Source organism: Pseudomonas sp. LPB4.O, assembly GCF_038383825.1.
Classification (GTDB): domain Bacteria; phylum Pseudomonadota; class Gammaproteobacteria; order Pseudomonadales; family Pseudomonadaceae; genus Aquipseudomonas; species Aquipseudomonas putida.
Genome location: NZ_CP151298.1, coordinates 4,933,000 through 4,953,401, shown reverse-complemented (window position 1 = coordinate 4,953,401; position 20,402 = coordinate 4,933,000). Strand labels below are relative to the sequence as shown.

Here is a 20,402-nt window from a genome sequence, read left to right as displayed (position 1 = left end):
ATTAAAATCGGGGTAGCGAAAATCATTCTCGAATCGGGCAAGACCTGCGCCGTGGCACTTATCCTGTAGGAGCAGCCTTGTGCTGCGAAGAGGCCATTGCAGCCAAAGACAATCTTCCGCCTTACCGGCCTCTTCGCAGCACAAGGCTGCTCCTACAGGTTTATGCGGTAGCCTGAGTGATGGTGCTGCTTTTCAGAGCGTGTTGCGCAGTAGCTTCCGGTGCCAGATTTCCTGCTCTTGTGCGGGCGCCTCGACCAGATACGTGTAACGCCCGGCCACCCGTACCGCCACCGGTACCCCGTCGCGATACAACAAGCGGTTACCACCCACCGCCGGCACTTTCGCCCCGGGCAGCAACGAGCCGATCAGGTTCAGCGGGTCACTGGCACTCACTACCAGCAACGTCCCGTCCGGGTCGCGGCGGCGCACCTGCCGCAGCAACCCCACCGCCTCCGGCAAGGCGAACTGTTCACCCGCCAGCCCGGCAATGAAGCGCCCGCCACGGATCTCGCCACGCGCCTCCAGCCGGTGATAGCAGCGCAGCAGTTCACGCCAGGGCGGCAGCACATCACTCTCGCGCTCAAGCAGCCGCCAGCAGATCACCCCATAGCGGCGCAGCAGGGTGCGAGCAACGTCCTCCAGGCGCTGGTCGTGATCCGGCGGCGTATCGCTGCGGCGCAGCAGTGCCCAGCGCCCGGCATGCGCCATGCTGCTGGAAAGCGGCGGGTGACCTCGGCGGCTATTACGTGAACTGCGCTTGGCCGCAGGCGTGATCAGGCTGCGCAAGCCGGTGAAACTGTCAGCGCCGACCAGGCCCGAGCCCACCAGTTCCTGCAGCGCGGTTTCCAGTTCGGTGGGCAGCAGGTGCGCCTCCTGCGCCAGTTCATCGAAGAACAGCGCCCCCTGGGTTTTCAGCGCTTCGTACACACGTTGCGCACGCAGGCCAAGGGCATCCACCGTTGGTGCGGGCGCCAGGCTGCGCCATGTGTTCAGCTGGTCGCGCGGCAGCAGCACCACTGGGGTACTCGATAGGGTGCTGATCGCCACCGTTGCCGCCAGCCGGCTCCAGGCGAACTGGCCGCTGCGGCAGGCATCGTCCAGCCAGTGCGGGCTGTAGTCTTTGATGCGCGAAGGCAGCAGTTCCGCCTCCCACGCACCGGCGGCGCTGGGGAACCCCTGCAACTGGCCCAGTACTTCGGCCACCGCCTGCGGGCCACGCAGATGCTCGTCGGGCGCCAGGTGCTGCCAGTCGAACAGAAAGCGCATGAAGTCCTGCAGGCTGACCGGTTCGATCTCGCGGCGCAGGCGCTTGACCGTGTAGCGGTGAATGCGCGCCAGCAAATGGCGTTCGCACCATTGCAGGTCGGTGGCACCAGGGCTGAAATGCCCGCGCAGCACATAGCCTTCGGCTTCCAGGCGGGCCAGCGCCTGTTCGATTGCTTGCAACGGCTTGCCAAGCGGTGCCGCAATCTGTGTCGCGGTCCTGGGGCCATGGCCACTCAGGCGGGCACGTAACAGTTCACCCAGGGCAAGGTCCGGGTCGATGGCCTGATCAAACCCTGGCAACACCTGCAACGCAGGCTCCAGTAGAGCATCCGAATACAGCACCCTCAGCAGGCCCAGTCGCTCACGCGCCAACCACAGTTTTTCGTCCGCCAGGCGCAAGGCCCGCCCGTTCTTGGCCAGTTGCCTGAGCAGCAGGTCCCAGCTGGCATTGCCTTGCACTTCAGCTTGGCTGATCGCGCCCAGGCCCATCAGCGCTTCGTGCATTTCGTCGGCATTGCCCGGTTGCGGCCAGGCCTCGGCCGCGACGGCGGCAATGGCATCAGCGTCCAGGGCGCCTAGGTCGTCGCCACTGCGCACTTCGCTCCAGCGTCGGTTGAGCACAGCCTGGGTGCGCCGTTCTTCCAGCGGGGCATCGTCCAGAAAAGCGTACGGCCTGGCGTTGAGAATGGCCGACGCCAGTGGCGAAGGGGCGGGCAGGTCGCGGCACAGCAGGCGTACCGCCCCGCTTTCCATGCGTCGCAACAGGGCCAGCCAACCTTCGCTGTCCATCGCCTCGTGCAGGCAGTCGTCGAGTGTTTGTTCGACCAACGGGTGATCGGGTATCTGCCGTTCGCCGGCAATGTTCTCCAGGCAGGCGATCTGGTCTGGGAACACGGCGGCCACCAGGTCTTCGCTCTTCATGCGCTGGATCTGCGGCGCTACCTTGCGCCCGCCCACGAAGCGTGGCAGCGCCATGGCCACGCCAGCGTTCCAGCGCCAGCGCACGCCAAACAGCGGTGCATCCAGCAGGGCCTGGACGAGGATCGGCTCGGCGCTGCGGCTGTTCAGGTAACGCCACACCTCGTCCAGCTCGAAGCTGTGGCTGGTCGACAGTGAAAGTACGATGGCATCTTCGCTGGCGGCAGCCTGCAGCTCGAAGTTGAAGGTGCGGCAGAAGCGCTTGCGCAAGGCAAGGCCCCACGCGCGGTTGATGCGGCTGCCGTAGGGTGAATGGATGATCAGCTGGGTCCCGCCCGACTCATCGAAAAAGCGCTCCATCACCAGCGTGTCCTGCGAAGGCAGGGCGCCAAGCACCTCGCGGGTGCGGGCCAGATAGTCGAGCAACTGGCTGGCGCTGTCTTCGCCCAGTTCAAAGGTAGCCTGCACCCAGGCGAGTACCTTCAGCCTGTCGCCGTCAGCCTGATCCAGTTGCTGGTCGATTCTCGCCTGCAGCCGGGCTACGGCGGCAGACAGCTCGTCACTGCGCCCCGGCGCTTCACCCAGCCAGAACGGAATGGTCGGCGGCAGGCCATGGGCATCTTCCACCCGTACGCGGCCCGGCTCGACGCGCAGGATGCGATAAGAGGCGTTGCCCAGCTGGAAGATATCGCCGGCAATGCTCTCCACGGCAAAGTCTTCATTGACGCTGCCGATGTTCAGCGCCTGCGGTTCCAGCAGCACGGTGTAGTCGGCGTTGTCAGGGATGGTGCCGCCGCTGGTCAGCGCCGTCAGTTGGCTGCCGCGACGGCCGCGCAGCGTGCCGCTGACCGCATCGCGGTGCAAATAGGCGCTGCGGATGCCCTGGCGGCCGTTATAGCCCTCGGCGAGCATGGTGAGCAGCGCCTGGTAGTGGCGCTGGTCGAGCTCGGCATAGGGGGTGGCCTGGCGCAGGCAGTCGAACAGGGCTTGTTCGTGCCAGTCCTGGTTGCTGGCTTCGGCGACAATCTGCTGGGCCAGTACGTCCAGCGGTGCCCGGGGTATGTGCAACTCGTCCAGTTCGCCTTGGCGCACGCAGTCCAGCAGGGCCACGCATTCGATCAGGTCATCGCGTGAGGTGGGGAACAGGCGCCCCTTGGGCACACCGTCAACCTGGTGGCCGGCGCGGCCAACCCGTTGCAGGAAGGCGGCAATCGAACCCGGCGAGGCGATTTGGCACACCAGGTCGATATCGCCAATATCAATGCCCAGCTCCAGCGAAGCGGTGGCTACCAGCACCCGCAAATGGCCGCTCTTGAGCCGCTGTTCTGCATTCAGGCGCAACTCCTTGGACAGGCTGCCATGGTGCGCGGCTACCGCCTCCTTGCCCAGCCGGTCGCTGAGGTGACGGGTGATGCGCTCGGCAAGGCGCCGGGTGTTGACGAATACCAGCGTGGTGCGGTGTTCGCGCGCCAGGGTCGCCAAGCGGTCGTAGACCAGGCCCCAGACATCGTTGGCCATCACCGCGCCCAGTGGCACCGGCGGCACTTCGATGGCCAGATCGCGCTGGCGCGCATGGCCTACATCGACGATGGCGCAGGGGCGCCCGCTACCGGCCAGAAACTCAGCCACCCGCTCGACAGGGCGTTGTGTGGCGGACAGCCCGATGCGCCGCAGTGGCCGTTTGCACAAGGCTTGCAGGCGTTCCAACGTCAGCGCCAGATGGGCGCCCCGCTTGTTGCCGGCCAAGGCGTGGATTTCGTCGACGATTACCGTATGCACGTTACCCAGGCCTTCACGGCCTGAAGCAGAGCCCATCAACACGTACAGCGATTCGGGGGTTGTCACCAGAATGTGCGGGGCCAGCTTGCGCATGGCGGCACGTTCCTTTTGAGGCGTGTCGCCCGTGCGTACGGCCGTGGTGATGCGTGGGGCTTTCAGGCCTTGGTCTGCGAGGGCCTGGCTGATGCCTTCGAGCGGGGCTTGCAGGTTGAGGCGGATGTCGTTGGACAAGGCCTTCAGCGGCGAAACGTAGATCACCTGGGTTTGCGCGGGCAGTTCGCCTTGGTGCTCCAGGCCTTCGCGGAACAGTTCGTCGAGCACCGCCAGGAAAGCACTGAGGGTTTTGCCCGAGCCAGTCGGCGCGGCGAGCAGCATCGACTGGCCGGCGTGGATCAGCGGCCAGGCTTGTGCCTGGGCTTCAGTGACCGTGGCGAAATGGCGACGGAACCAGGTGCGCACGGCAGGATGGAACAGCTCGAGCACCGGGTGGTGTTTGGCGGGCAGGTTCATGTGTTGGTTATGGAGGGTATGCGGCGGGTTGGCAAGAGGCCGTTCGTCGCGGATGCTATGTTGCCTGCGCCGGCGATAGAGCCGGCGCAGGCGATATCTTCTTTGATTTATTAAGTGAGCTGATCCATGCCGAACATAATCCGCATCGCCGCCGCCCTGCTGATCGACCCTCAGGGCCGAACCCTGCTGGTGCGCAAGCGCGGCACCGGCGCTTTCATGCAGCCAGGCGGCAAGATCGATGCCGGTGAAACGCCGGTGCAGGCACTGGTGCGCGAGTTGCACGAGGAGCTGGGCTTGCACATCGACCCGGCCCAGGCCGTGCACCTGGGCCAGTTCAGTGCCCCAGCCGCCAACGAGCCAGGCTTCGAAGTGCAGGCCGAGCTGTTCCGTGTCGACAGCGCCGCAGCCGTGGTCCCGGCTGCGGAGATCGAAGAGGTTGTCTGGCTGGCCGCTGACCAGGCGCCCGTCATGCAACTGGCGCCGCTGACCCGCGACCTGATCCTGCCGCTGTACCGCCAGGCACTCAACGCACCGCACTGACCCCATCGAGGGTGGCGAACGAGGTGTCTTTGGCGGTCAGCAAAAAGTCGCGCATGTAAGGCGCATCGAGCATGTCGGTGCGCACGGCGGCATAAAGGGTGGCGAACAGGCCTTTCTCACCCAGGCGTTTGCCCTTCACATAGCCGCGCGAGCTGTACTCGTGCAGTGCCCAGTGCGGCATGCCGCATACCCCACGGCCGCTGGCTACCAGCTGCATCATCATTACCGTCAGCTCCGAGGTGCGTACGGCGGCCGGCTCGATGTCGGCCGGCTCCAGGAAGCGGGTGAAGATGTCCAGGCGGTCGCGCTCCACCGGGTAGGTGATCAGCGTCTGGTCGAGCAGGTCTTGCGGCACCATGTAAGGCTTGCTGGCCAGCGGGTGCTGGTTGGCCACCGCCAGCATTGCCTCGTAGGTGAACAGCGGCACGTACGTGATGCCTGCCAGGTCCACCGGGTCGGAGGTTACCACCAGGTCCAGGTCACCGCGGGCCAGTGCTGGCAGGGGGGCGAAGGCAAAGCCGGAGGCCAGGTCCAGCTCAACTTCCGGCCAGGCATCGCGGAACTGGTCGATGGTCGGCATCAGCCACTGGAAGCAGCTGTGGCATTCGATGGCCATGTGCAGGCGCCCGGCAGTGCCACCGGCCAGGCGTGCGATGTCACGCTCGGCGCCGCGCAGCAGTGGCAGGGTGGCATCGGCCAGTTGCAGCAGGCGCAGCCCGGCGCTGGTGAAGCGGATCGGCTTGGTCTTGCGCACGAAAATGGGCAGGCCCAGGCGCTCCTCCAGCTCCTTGAACTGGTGCGACAGCGCCGACTGGGTCAGGTGCAGGCGCTCGGCGGCCTCCACCAGGCTGTCGGCTTCGCGCAGGGCATGAAGGGTTTTCAGGTGACGGATCTCCAGCACTGCTGACTCCGGGGTGTAGGTTTGAAGAAACAGGGAATGAGTTGAGTTTCTCTCATGTTGACGCAGCTGTCGACTGGGCGTTCGGCCGCACCGCCTGGCGGGAGTCATGAAACTGTCACCGAACTGTGGCAGCGCGCCCGAACAGAATTCATCAGACTCGCGCTCTACTGGGGATCTGCATTCTGGTGTTTCTTCCATGCGGGCTTTTTGGCTTTTTCTTTTCTTGATATTCAGCGTACCTGCGAGTTTCGCCGAACAGCGTTGTGACGCCCAGGTACCGGTGCAGCGTGCCGAACTGGGTGCGGTCAGCCTGGTGTACCAGAGCGTTGGGGCGCCTGGTGACCCGGCCTTGCTGCTGGTCATGGGCCTGGGCGGGCAACTGATCCATTGGCCGGACGATGTGGTCGAGGCCTTGTGCCGCCAGGGCTTTCGGGTGATCCGTTATGACAACCGCGATGTTGGCCTGTCGCGCTGGAACCAGATGCCTCCGTCGGCCAACCTGACGGTCGAGCTGTTACGTTATAAGCTGGGCCTGCCGGTGGCGGCGCCCTATACGCTGACGGACATGGCCGATGATGGCTTGCGCCTGATGGACGCGCTGGGCGTGCGCCAGTTTCATGTACTGGGCGTGAGCATGGGCGGCATGATCGCCCAGCATCTGGCGGCCGTGGCACCCGAGCGCGTGCGCAGCCTGACCTTGGTCATGTCCAGTTCAGGGGCGGCTGGGCTGCCGGCGCCGGATCCGGCATTGGTGCAGTTGCTGGCCCGGCGCAGCGCGCCAAACCGCGAAGTGGCCATCGAGCAGCAGGCCGACCTGCTGGCGGCCCTGGGCAGCCCCGAGGTGCGGGACGACCGCGCTGTGTTGCTGCACCAGGCGGCAGTCGCCTATGACCGGGCGTTCAACCCTGATGGGGCCAAGCGCCAGATCATGGCGATACTGGCCGAGCCGAGCCGTGTCGAGCTTTTGAACCAGCTTCGTGTGCCGACGCTGGTGGTGCATGGCACGGCCGACCCGTTGTTGCCAGTCATGCACGGCGTGCACCTGGCGGCGCATATTCAAGGCAGCCAGCTGCGGCTGATACCGGGGCTGGCGCACCGCTTTCAGGAGCCGTTCAAGGCGCCGCTGCTGGGGGCCGTATTGCCTTATTTGCAGACGCATAGGCAAGAGGTCAAGCACATCGCAGGGCTGTGACTCCGCGCTGGCTTCTTCGCGGGCAAGCCCGCGAAGAAGCCAGCGCGAATTTTGATCAGTGCATCCGCACCCACAAGGTCACCAGTACGGTCGCGGCCATCAGCCACGCTACTGTGGCCAGCGCCATCGACGCCTCCAGGCGCAGGCGGTCGACCAGCACGTACAGGGTCGCCAGGTACACGAAATACGGAATGATCGACCACATGCCGAACAGGATGGTGGTCTTCAGGTCGGCAATGCTGCGCCCCTTGCCAACGATGTAGTGGGCAATCAGGGCAAAGGTGGGAAACAGCGGCACCAGCCCGGCGATATAGTAGTTGCGCGTCTTCGAAAGCACCGCCAGCAGCAGCACCACGCCAGCGCCCAAGGCAGCTTTGAATACCAGATCCACGTTGTCTTTCCAGTTCAGGTTGAGGTCAGCCGAGGCCGTACTTTTTCACTTTGTCGAACAGCGTGGTCTTGGCCATGCCCAGCTCCTGGCTGGCCTGGCTCAGGTTGCCCCCCGTGCGTTGCAGGGCATCGCCGAGCAGGTTGCGTTCGAATGCTTCCACCGCTTCGGCAAAGCCCAGGCCCTGGCTGGCGCCGCCGCTGGGGCCTTTCTTGAAGGCTGGCAGGCCAAGGGCATGGCGTTCAGCCACGTTGCGCAACTCGCGCACGTTGCCCGGCCAGTCGTGGGCCATCAGGCGTGAGAGGATCTGGCTGTCCAGCGCCGGTGCTTCACGGTCGAAGCGCAGTGCGGACTGCTGGAGGAAGTGCTCGAACAGCTGCGTGATGTCTTCGCGGCGCTCGCGCAGGGGGGGCAGCTCGAGGGTCACCACGTTCAGGCGGTAGTACAGGTCGCTGCGGAACTGGCCGCTCTGGCCCATGCTGTCGAGGTCGGCTTTGGTCGCGGCGATTACCCGGCAGTCCACCGGGATGCTTTGGTTCGAACCTAGCCGCTCCAGCGTGCGTTCCTGCAGTACGCGCAGCAGCTTGATCTGCAGGTTGATCGGCATGCTCTCCACTTCATCGAGGAACAGCGTGCCACCATTGGCGTGTTCGATCTTGCCGATACGGCGTTTGCCGGCGCCGGTGAACGCGTTGGCCTCGTGGCCGAAAATTTCGCTTTCGAACAGGTTCTCCGGCAGGCCGCCACAGTTCAGCGCGACAAAGGGCTGGCCCTGGCGCCGGCTGAAATCGTGCAGGCAGCGGGCGACCAGTTCCTTGCCGGTGCCGGTCTCGCCTTCGATCAGCACGTTGGCCGACGTATCGGCGACGTTGGCAATCAGTTCGCGCAAGTGTTCCATGGCCGACGAACGACCGATGATGCGCCCCTCCAGGCTGCTCTGCTCGGCCAGTTGGCGGCGCAGGGCCACCACTTCGCGCGACAGCCCGCGATGTTCGAGGGCGCGGCGCACCACGTCGACCAGGCGCTCGGGGGAGAACGGTTTTTCCATGAAGTCGTAGGCACCATTACGCATGGCGCCGACCGCCATGTCGATATCACCGTGGCCGGTGATCAACACCACCGGCAGGCTGCGGTCACGGGCCTTCAGGCGGTTGAGCAGCTCCAGGCCATCGATGCCCGGCAGGCGGATATCGCTGACGACGATGCCGGCGAAATCGTCGCCGATGCGTTCCAGCGCTTGTTCGGCGCTGCCCACGCCTTCACAGGCGATATCCTCCAGGGCCAGGGCCTGCTGGCAGCCGAGCAGCACATGCGGGTCGTCTTCGACGATCAGGACGGTAAGAGGCGCTTGGTTCATGGGTGCTCTGCCGATTCGCTAGGGGGGGAGACCAGGGGCAGGGCCAGGACGAAGGCCGTGCCGCCGGTGACGGGGTGCTCGACGTTGAGGCTGCCCTTGGCGGCGGCGGCAAGGCTCGCCGACAGGGTCAGGCCCAGGCCCAGGCCATGTTCGCCCGGTTTGGTGGTGAAGAACGGTTCGAACAGGTGCTTGCGCGCCTCGGCGTCGATGCCGTGGCCATTGTCGCGCACCTGCAGGCGGTACTTGTCGCCTTGCAGCTCGCCTTCCAGCCACAGCTCGGGCAACGGTTGCGCGGCCATGGCATCGAGGGCGTTGCCGATCAGGTTGACCAGGATCTGCTCCAGGCGGGTTTGGTCGATGGCCAGTTGCTGGTCCTCGAACTGGTGGTGCAACTGCAAATGGCAGGCGCTGATGCGGTTGGCCAGCACCTGCAAGGTGGCTTCAACTGCCTTGGCCAGCGAGGCCTGGCCGCTGTCGTCACCACGCCGGGCGAACGAGCGCAGGCTGGCGGTGATACGCCCCATGCGGTCGATCAGGTCGTTCATGGTGCGCAGGTTGGTGCTGGCGGTTTCCAGTGCCCCGCGTTCGAGGAAGCGCACGGTGTTGCCAGACAACGTGCGCAGCGCGGCCAGCGGCTGGTTCAGCTCATGGGCAATGCTGGTGGACATCTGCCCGATGGCGGCCAGCTTGCCAGCCTGCACCAGCTCATCCTGGGCTTGGCGCAAGGTCTGCTCGGCATGCCGGCGCTCGCGAATCTGGCCTTTCAGGCGTTCGTTGCTGGCGCGCAGGTCTGCCGTGCGTTCGGCAATGCGCCGTTCCAGCTGGCTGTTGGCTTCCTCAAGGGCCTCGCGGGCCGCCAAGCGAGTGGCGATGACCTTGCGTCGCTCGTTCCAGGCAATGCCGAGTATTGCCAGCAAGGCAAATGCCACCCCCACCAGGATGCCCTGCACCATGGATTCGCGGCGCAGGTCCTGCAGCGGGGTCAGCAGGGTAAAGTGCCAAGGCGTGTCGGCCAGGCGCCGGGTCTGGGCCAGGTAGGCGACTTCGTGCGGCTTGCCCTGGGCAGTTTCGCTGTTGGCCGGGAAGGTCAGTTTTTCCACGCCATCGGCCAGGGTTTCCCGGGCCAGTGGCTGCAGTTCGTTAAGCGGCCACCAGTAGTATTGCAGGCTGCGCGCCAGGCGCTCCTTGATTTGCGGGGTCAGCGGGCGCACCGATTTCAGGCGCCGGGCCGGGTCACTGGAAAGGATGATGATGCCGTTTTCGTCGCTGACGAACGCCTCCAGGCGGGCACGCTGCCAGCGCTCTTCGAGGGTGTCCAGGCGCACCTTGATCACTGCCACGCCAATGATCTTGCCGTGCTCTTCAAGCCCATGGGCCAGGTAATAGCCGGCCTCGCCCGTGGTGCTGCCGATGCCGTAGAAACGCCCGGGCTCGCCGCGCACAGCCGTCTGGAAGTAGGCGCGGAACGACAGGTCTTCACCGAGGAACGAGTCAGCGTCGCGCCAGTTGCTGGTGGCCTGTACCCGGCCATTGGTATCGAGGACGAAAATGGCGCGGCTGCGGCTGCGCCTGTTCAGGCCTTCGAGGTATTCGTTGACCGCCTGGCGGGAGCCGCCGTCCGGGTCGGTGAGCAGGTGCGAGACACTGTCTTCCAGCTCCAGCAGGCTCGGCAGGTAGGTGTATTTGCTGATTTCGCTTTCGACCGTGCGCGCATGCAGCTCCAGCTGGCGTTCGCCGTTTTCGCTGAGGGTGCGGATGCCGTTGCTCTCGCTGATCAGGTAGCCAGCCAGCCCTAAGCCGACCATCAGCAGGATGATCAGTGGCGGTAACAGCAATTGACGGATCAGACGGGATTTCACGGCAGGCTTGGCAGGGCGAAGTAGCGAGGGGTCGCATTTCATCACAGTGGCCTTGTCACGACCAGCATCCGCTGCCCGGTGGGTCCCGTGGCAGCGGATGCTGTGGCCGGATCAGTGCTGCAGGATCTTGCTGAGGAAGTGCTGGGTGCGCTGGTCGCGGGCACTCTGATCGCCGAAGAACTCTTCCTTGGTGCAGTCTTCGATGATGCTGCCCTTGTCCATGAAGATGACCCGGTTGGCGACCTTGCGGGCAAAGCCCATTTCATGGGTCACGCACATCATGGTCATGCCTTCGTGGGCCAGTTGCACCATTACGTCCAGCACCTCGCTGACCATTTCCGGGTCCAGTGCCGAGGTGGGTTCGTCGAACAGCATGACGATCGGGTCCATTGACAGCGCACGGGCGATGGCCACTCGCTGCTGCTGGCCGCCGGAAAGCTGGCCAGGGTGCTTGTGCGCATGCGCTGACAAGCCCACCCGCTCAAGCAGGGCGAGGCCCTTCTTGGTGGCTTCTTCCTTGCTCCGGCCCAGTACCTTGATCTGCGCGATGGTCAGGTTCTCGGTGATGGTCAGGTGCGGGAACAGTTCGAAGTGCTGGAACACCATGCCCACCCGCGAACGCAGCTTCGGCAGGTTGGTTTTCGGGTCGGAGATCGACGTGCCGTCGACCACGATGTCGCCCTTCTGGAACGGCTCCAGCGCGTTGACGCATTTGATCAGGGTGGACTTGCCCGAGCCCGACGGGCCGCAGACTACCACCACTTCACCTTTCTTGACCTCGGTGTTGCAATCGGTCAGTACCTGGAAGTCGCCGTACCACTTGTTGACGTTCTTGATGGAAATCATACGGTGATCCTTTTTTGCAGGCGCTTGACCAGCCACGAAGCGGAGAAGCTGATGATGAAGTAGACGACGCCGGCGAAGATCAGGAACTCATGGGAGCGCCCGATGATATCGCCGTTGGAACGTGCCGAGTTGAGGAAGTCCACCAGGCCCACGGTGTACACCAGCGAGGTGTCCTGGAAGAGGATGATGCTTTGCTGCAGCAGCAGCGGGGTCATCTTGCGGAAGGCCTGGGGCAGGATGATCAGGCGCATGGTTTGCGCGTAGTTCATGCCCAGCGCCTGCGCGGCGCCCATCTGGCCTTTGGAAATCGACTGCACGCCAGCACGCACGATTTCGCAGAAGTACGCGGCCTCGAACATCATGAAGGCCACCACGCAAGACGTGAACGCACCCACTGGCGTGTCTTCGCCGGTAATCCAGCGCAGCACGAACGGCACCGCCAGGTAGAACCAGGTAATTACAAGCAGCAGCGGGATCGAGCGGAAGTAGTTGACGTAGGCCCCTGCCACACGTGACAGCAGCTTGCTCGACGACAGGCGCATCAGGGCCAGGAGGGTGCCCAGTGCAATACCACCGACAACGCCCATGACCATCAGCTGCAGGGTCATGACCATGCCTTCCCACAGGGCAGGCAGGGCCGGGATGATTTCGCTGAAATCCATGTCCATTTACTTGCCCCCCACGGAAATCAGGCCAGGCACGGCGACTTTCTTCTCGACCATTCGCATCAGCAGCATCAGGCCCATGTTCAGGGTGAAGTAGATCAGCGTGGCCAGGGTGAACGCTTCGAACAGGTTGGCGGAGAACTCGGCGGTCTGCTTGGTCTGCGCCAGCAGCTCCATCAGGCCGATCAGCGACGCCACCGAGGAGTTCTTGAAGACGTTGAGGAACTCGGAGGTGAGCGGCGGAATGATGATCCGGTAAGCCTGCGGCAGCAGCACGTTGTTATAGATTTGCGGGAGGCTGAACCCCATGGCACGGGCGGCGGCTTCCTGGCCTTTGGGCAGCGCCTGAATACCGGTACGCACCTGTTCGCAGACGCGGGCGGCGGTGAACAGGCCCAGGCAGACGACCACGCTGATCAGCGCCGAGGTGGTCGGGTTGAGGTCCTGCTTGAACCATTCCTGCAAGCCTTCCGGCAGCAGGTCCGGTACCAGGAAGTACCAGATGAACAGCTGCACCAGCAGTGGCACGTTGCGGAACAGTTCCACGTAGGCGGTAGCGATGCCCGATACCAGGCGGTTCGGCACGGTACGCATGACACCGAGGAGTGACCCCAGCAGCAGTGCAATGATCCAGGCGGTGATGGCGATGGCGATGGTCCAGCCCAGGCCGGTGATGTACCAGTCCAGATAGGTTTCGCTGCCCACGCCGGTGGACTTGAAGAACACGCCCCAGTCCCAGTTGTAATTCATCGGGATTTCCCCTCAGACGGTTGTTTCACGGGCACCTTCGAGCATCCGGGGGCGCTTGGCGCCCTCGGATGAAAGGTTAGACACTAATGAGTGGCCTGCAGAATTGATTCGTGCTGTTGAGCACCAGGCCACTATCTGAGGATCAGGACTTCTTCTCGTCCGCAGCCTTGTCGGTCGGCTCGGCGATCAGCTTTTTCAGCTCGTCGCTCATCGGGAACTGCAGGTTCAGGCCTTTTGGCGGGATCGGCTGATTGAACCACTTGTCGTAGCTCTTGTTGACCTCGCCCGACTTGAAGTAGCCCACGATGGCGTCATCGACCGCTTTCTTGAACGCAGCATCTTCCTTGCGCACCATGCAGCCGTAGATTTCGTACGATTGCGGGGTACCGGTGATGACCCAGTCGGATGGCTTGCGCGCCTTGGCCATTTCACCGGCCAGCAGCGCGTCGTCCATCATGAAGGCCACGGCGCGGCCGCTTTCGAGCATGTTGAAGGCTTCACCGTGGTCCTTGGCGGAAATCACGTTCATCTTCATCTGCTTGTCGGCGTTCATCGCCTTGAGGATGCGCTCGGAGGTGGTACCGGCGGTGGTCACCACGTTCTTGCCGGCCAGGTCCGGGAAGTCTTTGTATGCAGGCGCACCGTCCTTGACCTTGGTCAACAGGCGGGTACCGACTTCGAAGATGCCGACCGAGAAACCGACTTGCTGCTGGCGCTCGACGTTGTTGGTGGTGGAACCGCACTCAAGGTCGACGGTGCCGTTCTGCACCAGCGGGATGCGGGTCTGGGAGGTGACCAGGTTGTAACGGACCTTGATGTCCGTACCCAGTTGCTTCTTCAGGGCGTCGACGACAGCCAGCTGGATGTCATGCGAGTAGCCCACGGGCTCGGGTTTGCCGGCCAGGTAGGAAAACGGGATGGAGGAGTCGCGGTGGCCCAGGGTGATGGTGCCCGATTCCTTGATCTTCTTCAGGGTGCCAGTCAGTTCTTCGGCCATGGCCGGCGAAGCGATCACAGCGGCCGCGATGGCGGCGCCCAGCAATTGACGAACGATACGCATCAAATTTTCCTCGACGTGTTTGTTTTTTTTATGGAGCCGTTGGCGGACTCTTTCGTTCAACGAATACAGCAAGAAGCGAGTGCATTCGGCTTCCAAGTGTAGAGCATGACTCGTGCCAAGCCATGCGTCGACCCTAAACCACCTGTATTGCTCGCGCTTGACAGACTAGAGCTCCCTGCAGAGTTCGTTTGACCGAATGAATTCATTTTTCCCGTTCGGTTATCCGAACGTATGGCGCTGCGACACCTTCCATGAAAGTGCTTGCTGTAACTATGCATTGCCCGGTTCGGGCTCAGGCGTGGTGAGCTGTCCACTTTGCCTGGAGAGCTCCGCAGATGTCACCGCCCCAGCCCCCGCACGATTCCATCGATAGCCTGATTGCCCAAAACCTGCCCCGATGGCTCGTCGATCATGCGCAACCGGAAAGGCTCGATGCGTTACGTAATGCTTTGCGCCGACAGGCGAACTGCGAGGCTCGGCTCGGCCCGATCCTTCAGGCCATCCCTTCACTGCAGGACTACGCAGCTGAATTGCTCACAACCAAACTGCGCAAGAGCGGCATCAGCAACCCGGATGTGACTGGTTGCAAGGTGCGGATCTCGCAGCGGTTATTGCTGCCCAGCGCTTCGCCTGTTCTGCTGCGGCCAACCTATGTTCGTCGCTCCGGGCGATCTTTGCTGGCGGCGGCGCTGCATAACTATCATCGCAAGGAGACGCGCCCCGGGCACATGCTCAAGGGTGAACTGGTCGATGGCGAGGGCAAACGCCTGCCAATGAGCTTCCATGCGTTTGCCTCGGCGTGTCGTGAAATAGATGCCGGTGGCAAGTATCAGGCGTTGCTCACCCAGCACCTGCAGCCTGAGGATGGCCCCCAGGATGAGCCGGGCCAGGCCATCGCTCGCTTGCACGGGCAGTTCGAGGGGAGTTTCAGGGCCAATTTCGAGGTGGCGATGCGGGTTGCTGCGTTCAAAGGCGAAATTGACGAGCGCACGTATTGGTTGCTGTTGCCGCTTATCGCCGAAAAACCGGTGGTGCCTGTGCTGGTTGGCACTGTTGTACCCCGACAGTTGTATCTGCTGGGCCGCCCCATTCAAGGTGTACTGACGCTGGAAATGCGCCCTTCGGCGGATGGCGCAGTAGAGTCGGTGGTGCTTTGGATACCCGGTGACCCACTTGAGCCTGTCTCCCAACACGTCAGCTGGGACGCACTCGACACCTACCTCGGAAAACGTTTTCGCAAGCCGGCATATCGGCGCTTTTTCGCACGCTTCATTACCGAGCGAGAGCGGGTCAATTTCTATCGCGTATTGAACGAACGGGTCGCACAGGCGCATGCGGCCGGGGTTGAACTTGACGCTCGTTCTGCAACGATCACTGATGCGCCGTTCGCACACCTGCGCCGGCAATTCATCGCCAAGGTCAGGGACGACGCCAAAGTGCTCGCCGTGCCCACCGATGTCGAGGATGATGAAGACCGCGAAGCGCGCATGCGGGGCTACAAAGAACTGGGTATGGACTTGCTGAACGTGGCGGGGTTCTTCGTGCCAGTGCTGGGTGAAGTGTTGCTGGTGGCCAATGCGGTACAGCTGGCTGATGAAGTGTATGAAGGGTACCAGGATTGGCGCATCGGGGATCGCGAAGGGGCGTTGAACCACCTGTTCAACGTTGCCGAAAACGTTGTGGTAGGCGGGATGATCGCCGCCGGCAGCCACATTGCCCTGCGCGCCCTGGAGCGTGTGGCCTTCGTGGATGACTTGGCGCCGGTGCGCCACGCTGCTGGCAAGGTCAAGCTCATGGCCACGGATCTGTCAGGTTACGATGCCCAACCGTTGCGTGGCGTCGGCGCGCAGGAATGGCTCTGGCACCTTGATGAGGGGGGTTACAGGGTGATGGAGGATCCGCACGATGGCCGCTCCAGGATCCTGCACCCTCGCCGTCCCAGTGCCTACCGGCCGGTGATCGAACAGAACGGAGCCGGCGGCTGGCGTCATGAACTCGAAGCTCCCCAGAGCTGGGAAGGGCGGGCCAATCTGGTCCGCCGCTTGAGTACACCGCTGGCAGAGCTACCGGCGCAGGCTTGTGATTACCTGCTGCAGGTGACTGGGCTGAGTGAAGCACAGGTTCGCCGTTTGCATGTCGAACACACGGGCGCACCTGCACGGTTGCTCGATGCCCTGGAGCTTTATCAGGCACATGAGCGCCACCCGGACTTCAGCGCACCACAACTGGCGCAACACGTTGCTGCCCGGCAAGTACGGCCCAACGGCATCGAGCGGCTGTTGCAGCGTACTTTCCCAGGCCTGTCGGCACGCTGTACGCATGAGCTGCTGCAGCACTGCAGCGGGGCGCAGCTCGATACTCTCAGCGCCATGCAGCGGATTCCTTTGGCGGTGGCCGAGCGTGCACGGTGGTCACTGCGCGAGAGCCGTCTGGACAGGGCATGCGCTGGCTTGCGTCTGCCGCGTTGCGTCAATCCCGACACTGAACGCCTGGCCTTGGGCTTACTGAAGCGTCAAGTGAATTGGCCGGACGACTTACGCATCGAAGTGCGCGACGGTAGCCCGGGTGGGCGGTACTTGGCCGGCATGGGCGCCGAGGCTGCGCAGGACGTACGGTGTATCGTACGCCGCAGCGACGGCTACCACTATGCCGGCCAAAACACGACCGGTTCATATCTTGCGGCGTTGTTGGCTGCTCTGGATGAGACGCAGACAGCCGATCTTGGCGACGCAGCTGCCAGTCCTGACGCCTTGGGCACGTTGCTGATCGAGGCCGCTGCCAGCGACCGTACCCAGGCGGCCGAGCTCTGTGGCATGCCCCGGCTGGGCGTGGGCCTGCGCCCCCCGGGCCGTTTGGGGGATGGGCGTATCGGTTATGTCTTGAGTGGGCGAGGTGAAAGCAGCCGACGTGCCATTGGCCGGGGTATTCACCAAGTGTTTCCGACAATGACTGACGGGGAACTGCAAGCCTACCTGCTCGACCTCATGGAACGGCGGGTCGGGTTGTGGGAGCACTATGGCCAGCTCATGGATCAGCTCACGCGCCTGCGTGAAGGCCTGCGTCAGTGGCGTAGGGACGCCAGTAACCCGCTGGAGGCTCTACGCCGCCGCCGGGTCGCTACTGCCATAAGGCGCAGTTGGCGGCGCAAGATAACCGACGAGGCCGGGGACCACGCGCTGATCATCACCGGGGAGCGTATCGGTAGCCTGCCCCATTTACCGGAGGGGGTGAGCTTTGTTCATGTGCGACGGCTGATCCTCAGCGACCTGGGCCTTGGTGAAATCAATCAGGATTTTCTTCGGCGCTTTCCCAATCTGGTTGAGCTCGACCTGTCCGGCAATCGCTTGACTGCTGTTCCTCAGGGCATTGAACGGTTGTCCCATCTGCGCCATTTGAACCTGAGCCGCAACAGGCTGGTGATGGACGAGGCCGGTGAATTGCGTCTGGCCGGGAGTGCCGCCCTGCGGCACCTGGACCTGAGCCACAACCCGCTGGGAAGGGCGCCGGTCCTCACTCGCCTCGGCAATCTGCGTGAAGTCAACCTGCGCGCTGCGAGCCTGGAAGCGTTGCCTGAGCGGATTTCGTTTCGTGCCCACGTGGACTTGCGTAACAACAACATCCGCGCACTGCGCCAGGAGTTGCACCAGTTGCGCTTGCAGGTGAACCATTTGTCCTTGCATGACAATCCACTGAGCGAAGCTGACAGATTGCTGCTGGATGAGGCGCGCGGTGTGACGCCGGGAAGTTGGGGGTCAGCGTCCGCGCGCCACCGTGCAATCGACAGCGATCTCTTCGACAACTGGGCCAACCGTGCAGGCGACAGTGAACGTGATCGCCAGCAAGCAATATGGACAGCGCTGCGTGGGGAACCGGAGTCGGGAGGGTTGTTCCAGTTTTTGGCGGACTTCGCCATTACCGAGGACTTCGAACAGCACCCTGGGCATTATCGCAGCCGGATCTGGCGGATTCTGGAAGCATGCGAACAGCACGAACGGTTGCGCCAACAGTTGTTTCTCGAGGCCTCTGGCCCACGCAGCTGTATAGACCGGTTACTGATTTTGCTGGAGCAGATGGAGCTTGGCGTTCTGGTAGTGCGTGCCGTCGAAGATAGCCATGGCAACCAGATCGAAGCCCGTTTGCTGAACCTTGGGCGCGGGTTGTTTCGACTGGACGAGGTCGACCGCCTGGCGACGCTGCACGTGCAGCGCATGCGTGCCGAGCACGCCCCACTCATCGATGAGATCGAGACCAGGCTTTTCTATCGGCAGCGGCTGGCCCACCCGCTGGGCCTGCCCATCGAGATCGACGAAATGCATTTTCCCGGTTTTGCAAACATCAGCACCAGTGACCTGCTGCGAGCGCAGGACACGGTGTTGCAGAATGAAACGACCGATGCCTTGATTGCAGCGTTGGCGCAGCGGCCTTTCTGGGGGCGATACGCGCGGGAGTTTTATGCGCAGCGCTTTGAAGACTTGGTGCAACCACTGCACGAGCGCATGGAGGCCTTGCAGGCTCAGGTGGATGAACAAGTGATCAACGAAAGCGAATTCCTTCAGCGCTGTGAAGCACTGAGGACTGATTACGATCGCAGCGAGCGGGCATTGCTGTTGCGGTTGGCGCGCGAAGCCCATGAGCGCTGGCCGGGTAAGCCCTCTTGACCCATCAAGAGGGCTTCATGGTCACTGTCAGGCTGCGCGGCTATTGGCGCGCAGCTTGCGGGCTTGCTGCAAGTACGCCTCCAGAGCCATCTGCTCCTGCGCGGTCAGCGACAGGCCCAGCTTGGTACGACGCCAGAGGATATCAGCGGCTTGCACGGCCCATTCTTCCTTCAGCAGGTAATCTACCTCGCGGGTGAACAGCCCGGCCCCGATAGCCTGTCCCAACCCCTCGGGCCCATCAATGCCATCGAGCAGCCGCCACACCCGGCTGCCGTAGGTGAGCACCCAGCGTTTGGCGATGTCGGCAGGCAGCCAGCCACAACGTGCCAGTACGGCATCGATCAGCGCCGGCACCGTGGTCATCCCCTCGGCGCCTGGCAATGGCGCGTCGGCAGTCCAGCTGCCGCGCATCTGGGTAAAGAAGGGCTTCAGTTCAGCCATGGCCGATTCGGCCAGCTTGCGGTAGGTGGTGAGCTTGCCGCCGAACACTGACAGGAGCGGCGCCTGGCCTGTTTGTGCGGAGAGGGCGAGGGTGTAGTCGCGGGTCACTGCCGAAGGGTTGTCCGACTCATCGTTGCACAACGGCCGCACCCCGGAGTAGGTATGCAGGATGTCGGCTTGGCTCAGTTGATGGTTGAAGTGCTCGTTGACGACCTTCAGCAGGTAGTCGGTTTCCTGCTCAGTGATCGCTACCTTGGCAGGGTCGCCGCTGTACTCGCGGTCAGTGGTGCCTATCAGGGTGAAGCGGTCCAGGTAAGGGATGCAGAAGACGATGCGCTGGTCTTCGTTCTGCAGGATGAAGGCATGTTCCCCTTCGTACAGGCGCGGCACGATGAGGTGGCTGCCCTGGATCAGGCGGATGCCGTACGGCGCATCCAGCTTGAGGTCGTCCTTGATGAAGCTGGCGACCCACGGGCCAGCGGCGTTGACCAGTGCGCGGGCGCGAATGCTCTGCAGGCTGCCATCGGCATGCTGCAACTCGACCTGCCACAGGCCGTCCACGCGCTCTGCGCGCAGGCAGCGGGTGCGGGTGTGGATGTGCGCGCCCTGCTCACGGGCGGCCATGGCATTGAGCACCACCAGCCGCGCGTCGTCTACCGCGCAGTCGGCGTATTCGAAACCGCGCGTGATCGCTGGCTTTAGCGGGTAACCCGGGCCAAAGCGCAGGCTGCGCGAGGCACCCAGGCGCTTGCGTTTGCCCAGATGGTCGTACAGGAACAGGCCGGCGCGGATCATCCACGCCGGGCGCAGGTGTGGGCGGTGCGGCAGCACGAAACGCATCGGTTTGACGATATGCGGCGCCTTGGCTAGCAGCACTTCGCGTTCGGCCAAGGCTTCGCGTACCAGACGGAATTCGTAGTGTTCAAGGTAGCGCAGGCCACCGTGAATCAGCTTGCTGCTGGCTGATGACGTGTGCTGGGCCAGGTCGTCCTTTTCGCAAAGGAATACTTTCAGACCCCGCCCGGCGGCGTCGGCAGCGATGCCCACGCCATTGATGCCACCGCCGATCACGGCGAGGTCATAGCAGTCGGCAAGTGGTGGCTGTGACGAAACGGGCTGGGACACGGGCAAGGCCTCCTGGGAGCTGTTCACATCGAAAGTGAACATTAATGTTCGTTTGCGAAAATACTAGCGCAACAGAACGCCCGTAGCCAGCCAGTCTTTATAGAAAAAACTGATCAGATGACAATAAAGTGAACATTTTCGAAAATT

At 63.2% G+C, this 20,402-nt stretch carries 13 protein-coding genes; 3 read left to right on the top strand and 10 right to left on the bottom strand.

What is annotated here, in order from left to right; translation table 11 throughout:
* Window positions 1-192 precede the first annotated feature (192 nt).
* Window positions 193-4,473 carry a DEAD/DEAH box helicase gene (locus tag MRBLPB4O_RS22385; RefSeq protein ID WP_341796631.1) on the bottom strand — a complete coding sequence of 1,427 codons (4,281 nt, stop codon included), beginning with the start codon at window positions 4,471-4,473 and terminating at the stop codon, window positions 193-195.
* A gap of 126 nt (window positions 4,474-4,599) precedes the next feature.
* On the opposite strand from MRBLPB4O_RS22385, the gene MRBLPB4O_RS22380 reads away from it, so the two are divergent.
* Entirely contained in the window at window positions 4,600-5,013 is a 414-nt protein-coding gene (locus tag MRBLPB4O_RS22380) for an NUDIX domain-containing protein (RefSeq protein WP_341796630.1), read from the top strand.
* On the opposite strand, the gene metR is transcribed toward MRBLPB4O_RS22380, so the two are convergent.
* Window positions 4,997-5,914, bottom strand: coding sequence for a transcriptional regulator MetR (gene metR / locus MRBLPB4O_RS22375; protein ID WP_012273904.1), 918 nt, complete (start codon window positions 5,912-5,914; stop codon window positions 4,997-4,999). The genes MRBLPB4O_RS22380 and metR overlap by 17 nt on opposite strands.
* Window positions 5,915-6,110: 196 nt before the next feature.
* Here metR and MRBLPB4O_RS22370 point away from each other — a divergent pair, with 196 nt between their 5' ends.
* The gene (locus MRBLPB4O_RS22370; protein WP_341796629.1) at window positions 6,111-7,106 is read left to right on the top strand and encodes an alpha/beta hydrolase; all 996 of its coding nucleotides are present in this window, start codon (window positions 6,111-6,113) and stop codon (window positions 7,104-7,106) included.
* A gap of 55 nt (window positions 7,107-7,161) precedes the next feature.
* On the opposite strand, the gene MRBLPB4O_RS22365 is transcribed toward MRBLPB4O_RS22370, so the two are convergent.
* The 7 genes from MRBLPB4O_RS22365 to MRBLPB4O_RS22335 form a co-directional block, all read right to left on the bottom strand.
* The gene (locus MRBLPB4O_RS22365; protein ID WP_043197629.1) at window positions 7,162-7,497 is read right to left on the bottom strand and encodes a GlpM family protein; all 336 of its coding nucleotides are present in this window, start codon (window positions 7,495-7,497) and stop codon (window positions 7,162-7,164) included.
* Window positions 7,498-7,522: 25 nt separating this feature from the next.
* Entirely contained in the window at window positions 7,523-8,851 is a 1,329-nt protein-coding gene (locus MRBLPB4O_RS22360; RefSeq protein ID WP_016498199.1) for a sigma-54 dependent transcriptional regulator, read from the bottom strand.
* The gene (locus MRBLPB4O_RS22355) at window positions 8,848-10,752 is read right to left on the bottom strand and encodes an ATP-binding protein (RefSeq protein ID WP_341796628.1); all 1,905 of its coding nucleotides are present in this window, start codon (window positions 10,750-10,752) and stop codon (window positions 8,848-8,850) included. The genes MRBLPB4O_RS22360 and MRBLPB4O_RS22355 overlap by 4 nt, the downstream gene beginning before the upstream one ends.
* A gap of 69 nt (window positions 10,753-10,821) precedes the next feature.
* A complete protein-coding gene (locus MRBLPB4O_RS22350) occupies window positions 10,822-11,556 on the bottom strand; it encodes an amino acid ABC transporter ATP-binding protein (protein WP_016498201.1) in 735 nt (244 codons plus the stop codon).
* On the bottom strand, window positions 11,553-12,224 hold the full coding sequence (locus MRBLPB4O_RS22345; RefSeq protein WP_284364132.1) for an ABC transporter permease subunit: 672 nt from the start codon (window positions 12,222-12,224) through the stop codon (window positions 11,553-11,555). Before MRBLPB4O_RS22345 ends, MRBLPB4O_RS22350 begins: the two co-directional genes overlap by 4 nt.
* Entirely contained in the window at window positions 12,225-12,971 is a 747-nt protein-coding gene (locus tag MRBLPB4O_RS22340) for an amino acid ABC transporter permease (RefSeq protein ID WP_016488794.1), read from the bottom strand.
* A gap of 142 nt (window positions 12,972-13,113) precedes the next feature.
* Entirely contained in the window at window positions 13,114-14,031 is a 918-nt protein-coding gene (locus tag MRBLPB4O_RS22335) for a glutamate/aspartate ABC transporter substrate-binding protein (RefSeq protein WP_049276558.1), read from the bottom strand.
* Window positions 14,032-14,366: 335 nt separating this feature from the next.
* Here MRBLPB4O_RS22335 and MRBLPB4O_RS22330 point away from each other — a divergent pair, with 335 nt between their 5' ends.
* Complete coding sequence (locus MRBLPB4O_RS22330) at window positions 14,367-18,689, top strand: NEL-type E3 ubiquitin ligase domain-containing protein (protein WP_341796627.1); 4,323 nt, start codon at window positions 14,367-14,369, stop codon at window positions 18,687-18,689.
* A 27-nt stretch (window positions 18,690-18,716) separates the two neighbouring features.
* Here the strand turns inward: MRBLPB4O_RS22330 and glpD are convergent, their stop codons facing one another.
* The gene (gene glpD / locus MRBLPB4O_RS22325) at window positions 18,717-20,255 is read right to left on the bottom strand and encodes a glycerol-3-phosphate dehydrogenase (RefSeq protein ID WP_341796626.1); all 1,539 of its coding nucleotides are present in this window, start codon (window positions 20,253-20,255) and stop codon (window positions 18,717-18,719) included.
* Between the last annotated feature and the right edge of the window lie 147 nt (window positions 20,256-20,402).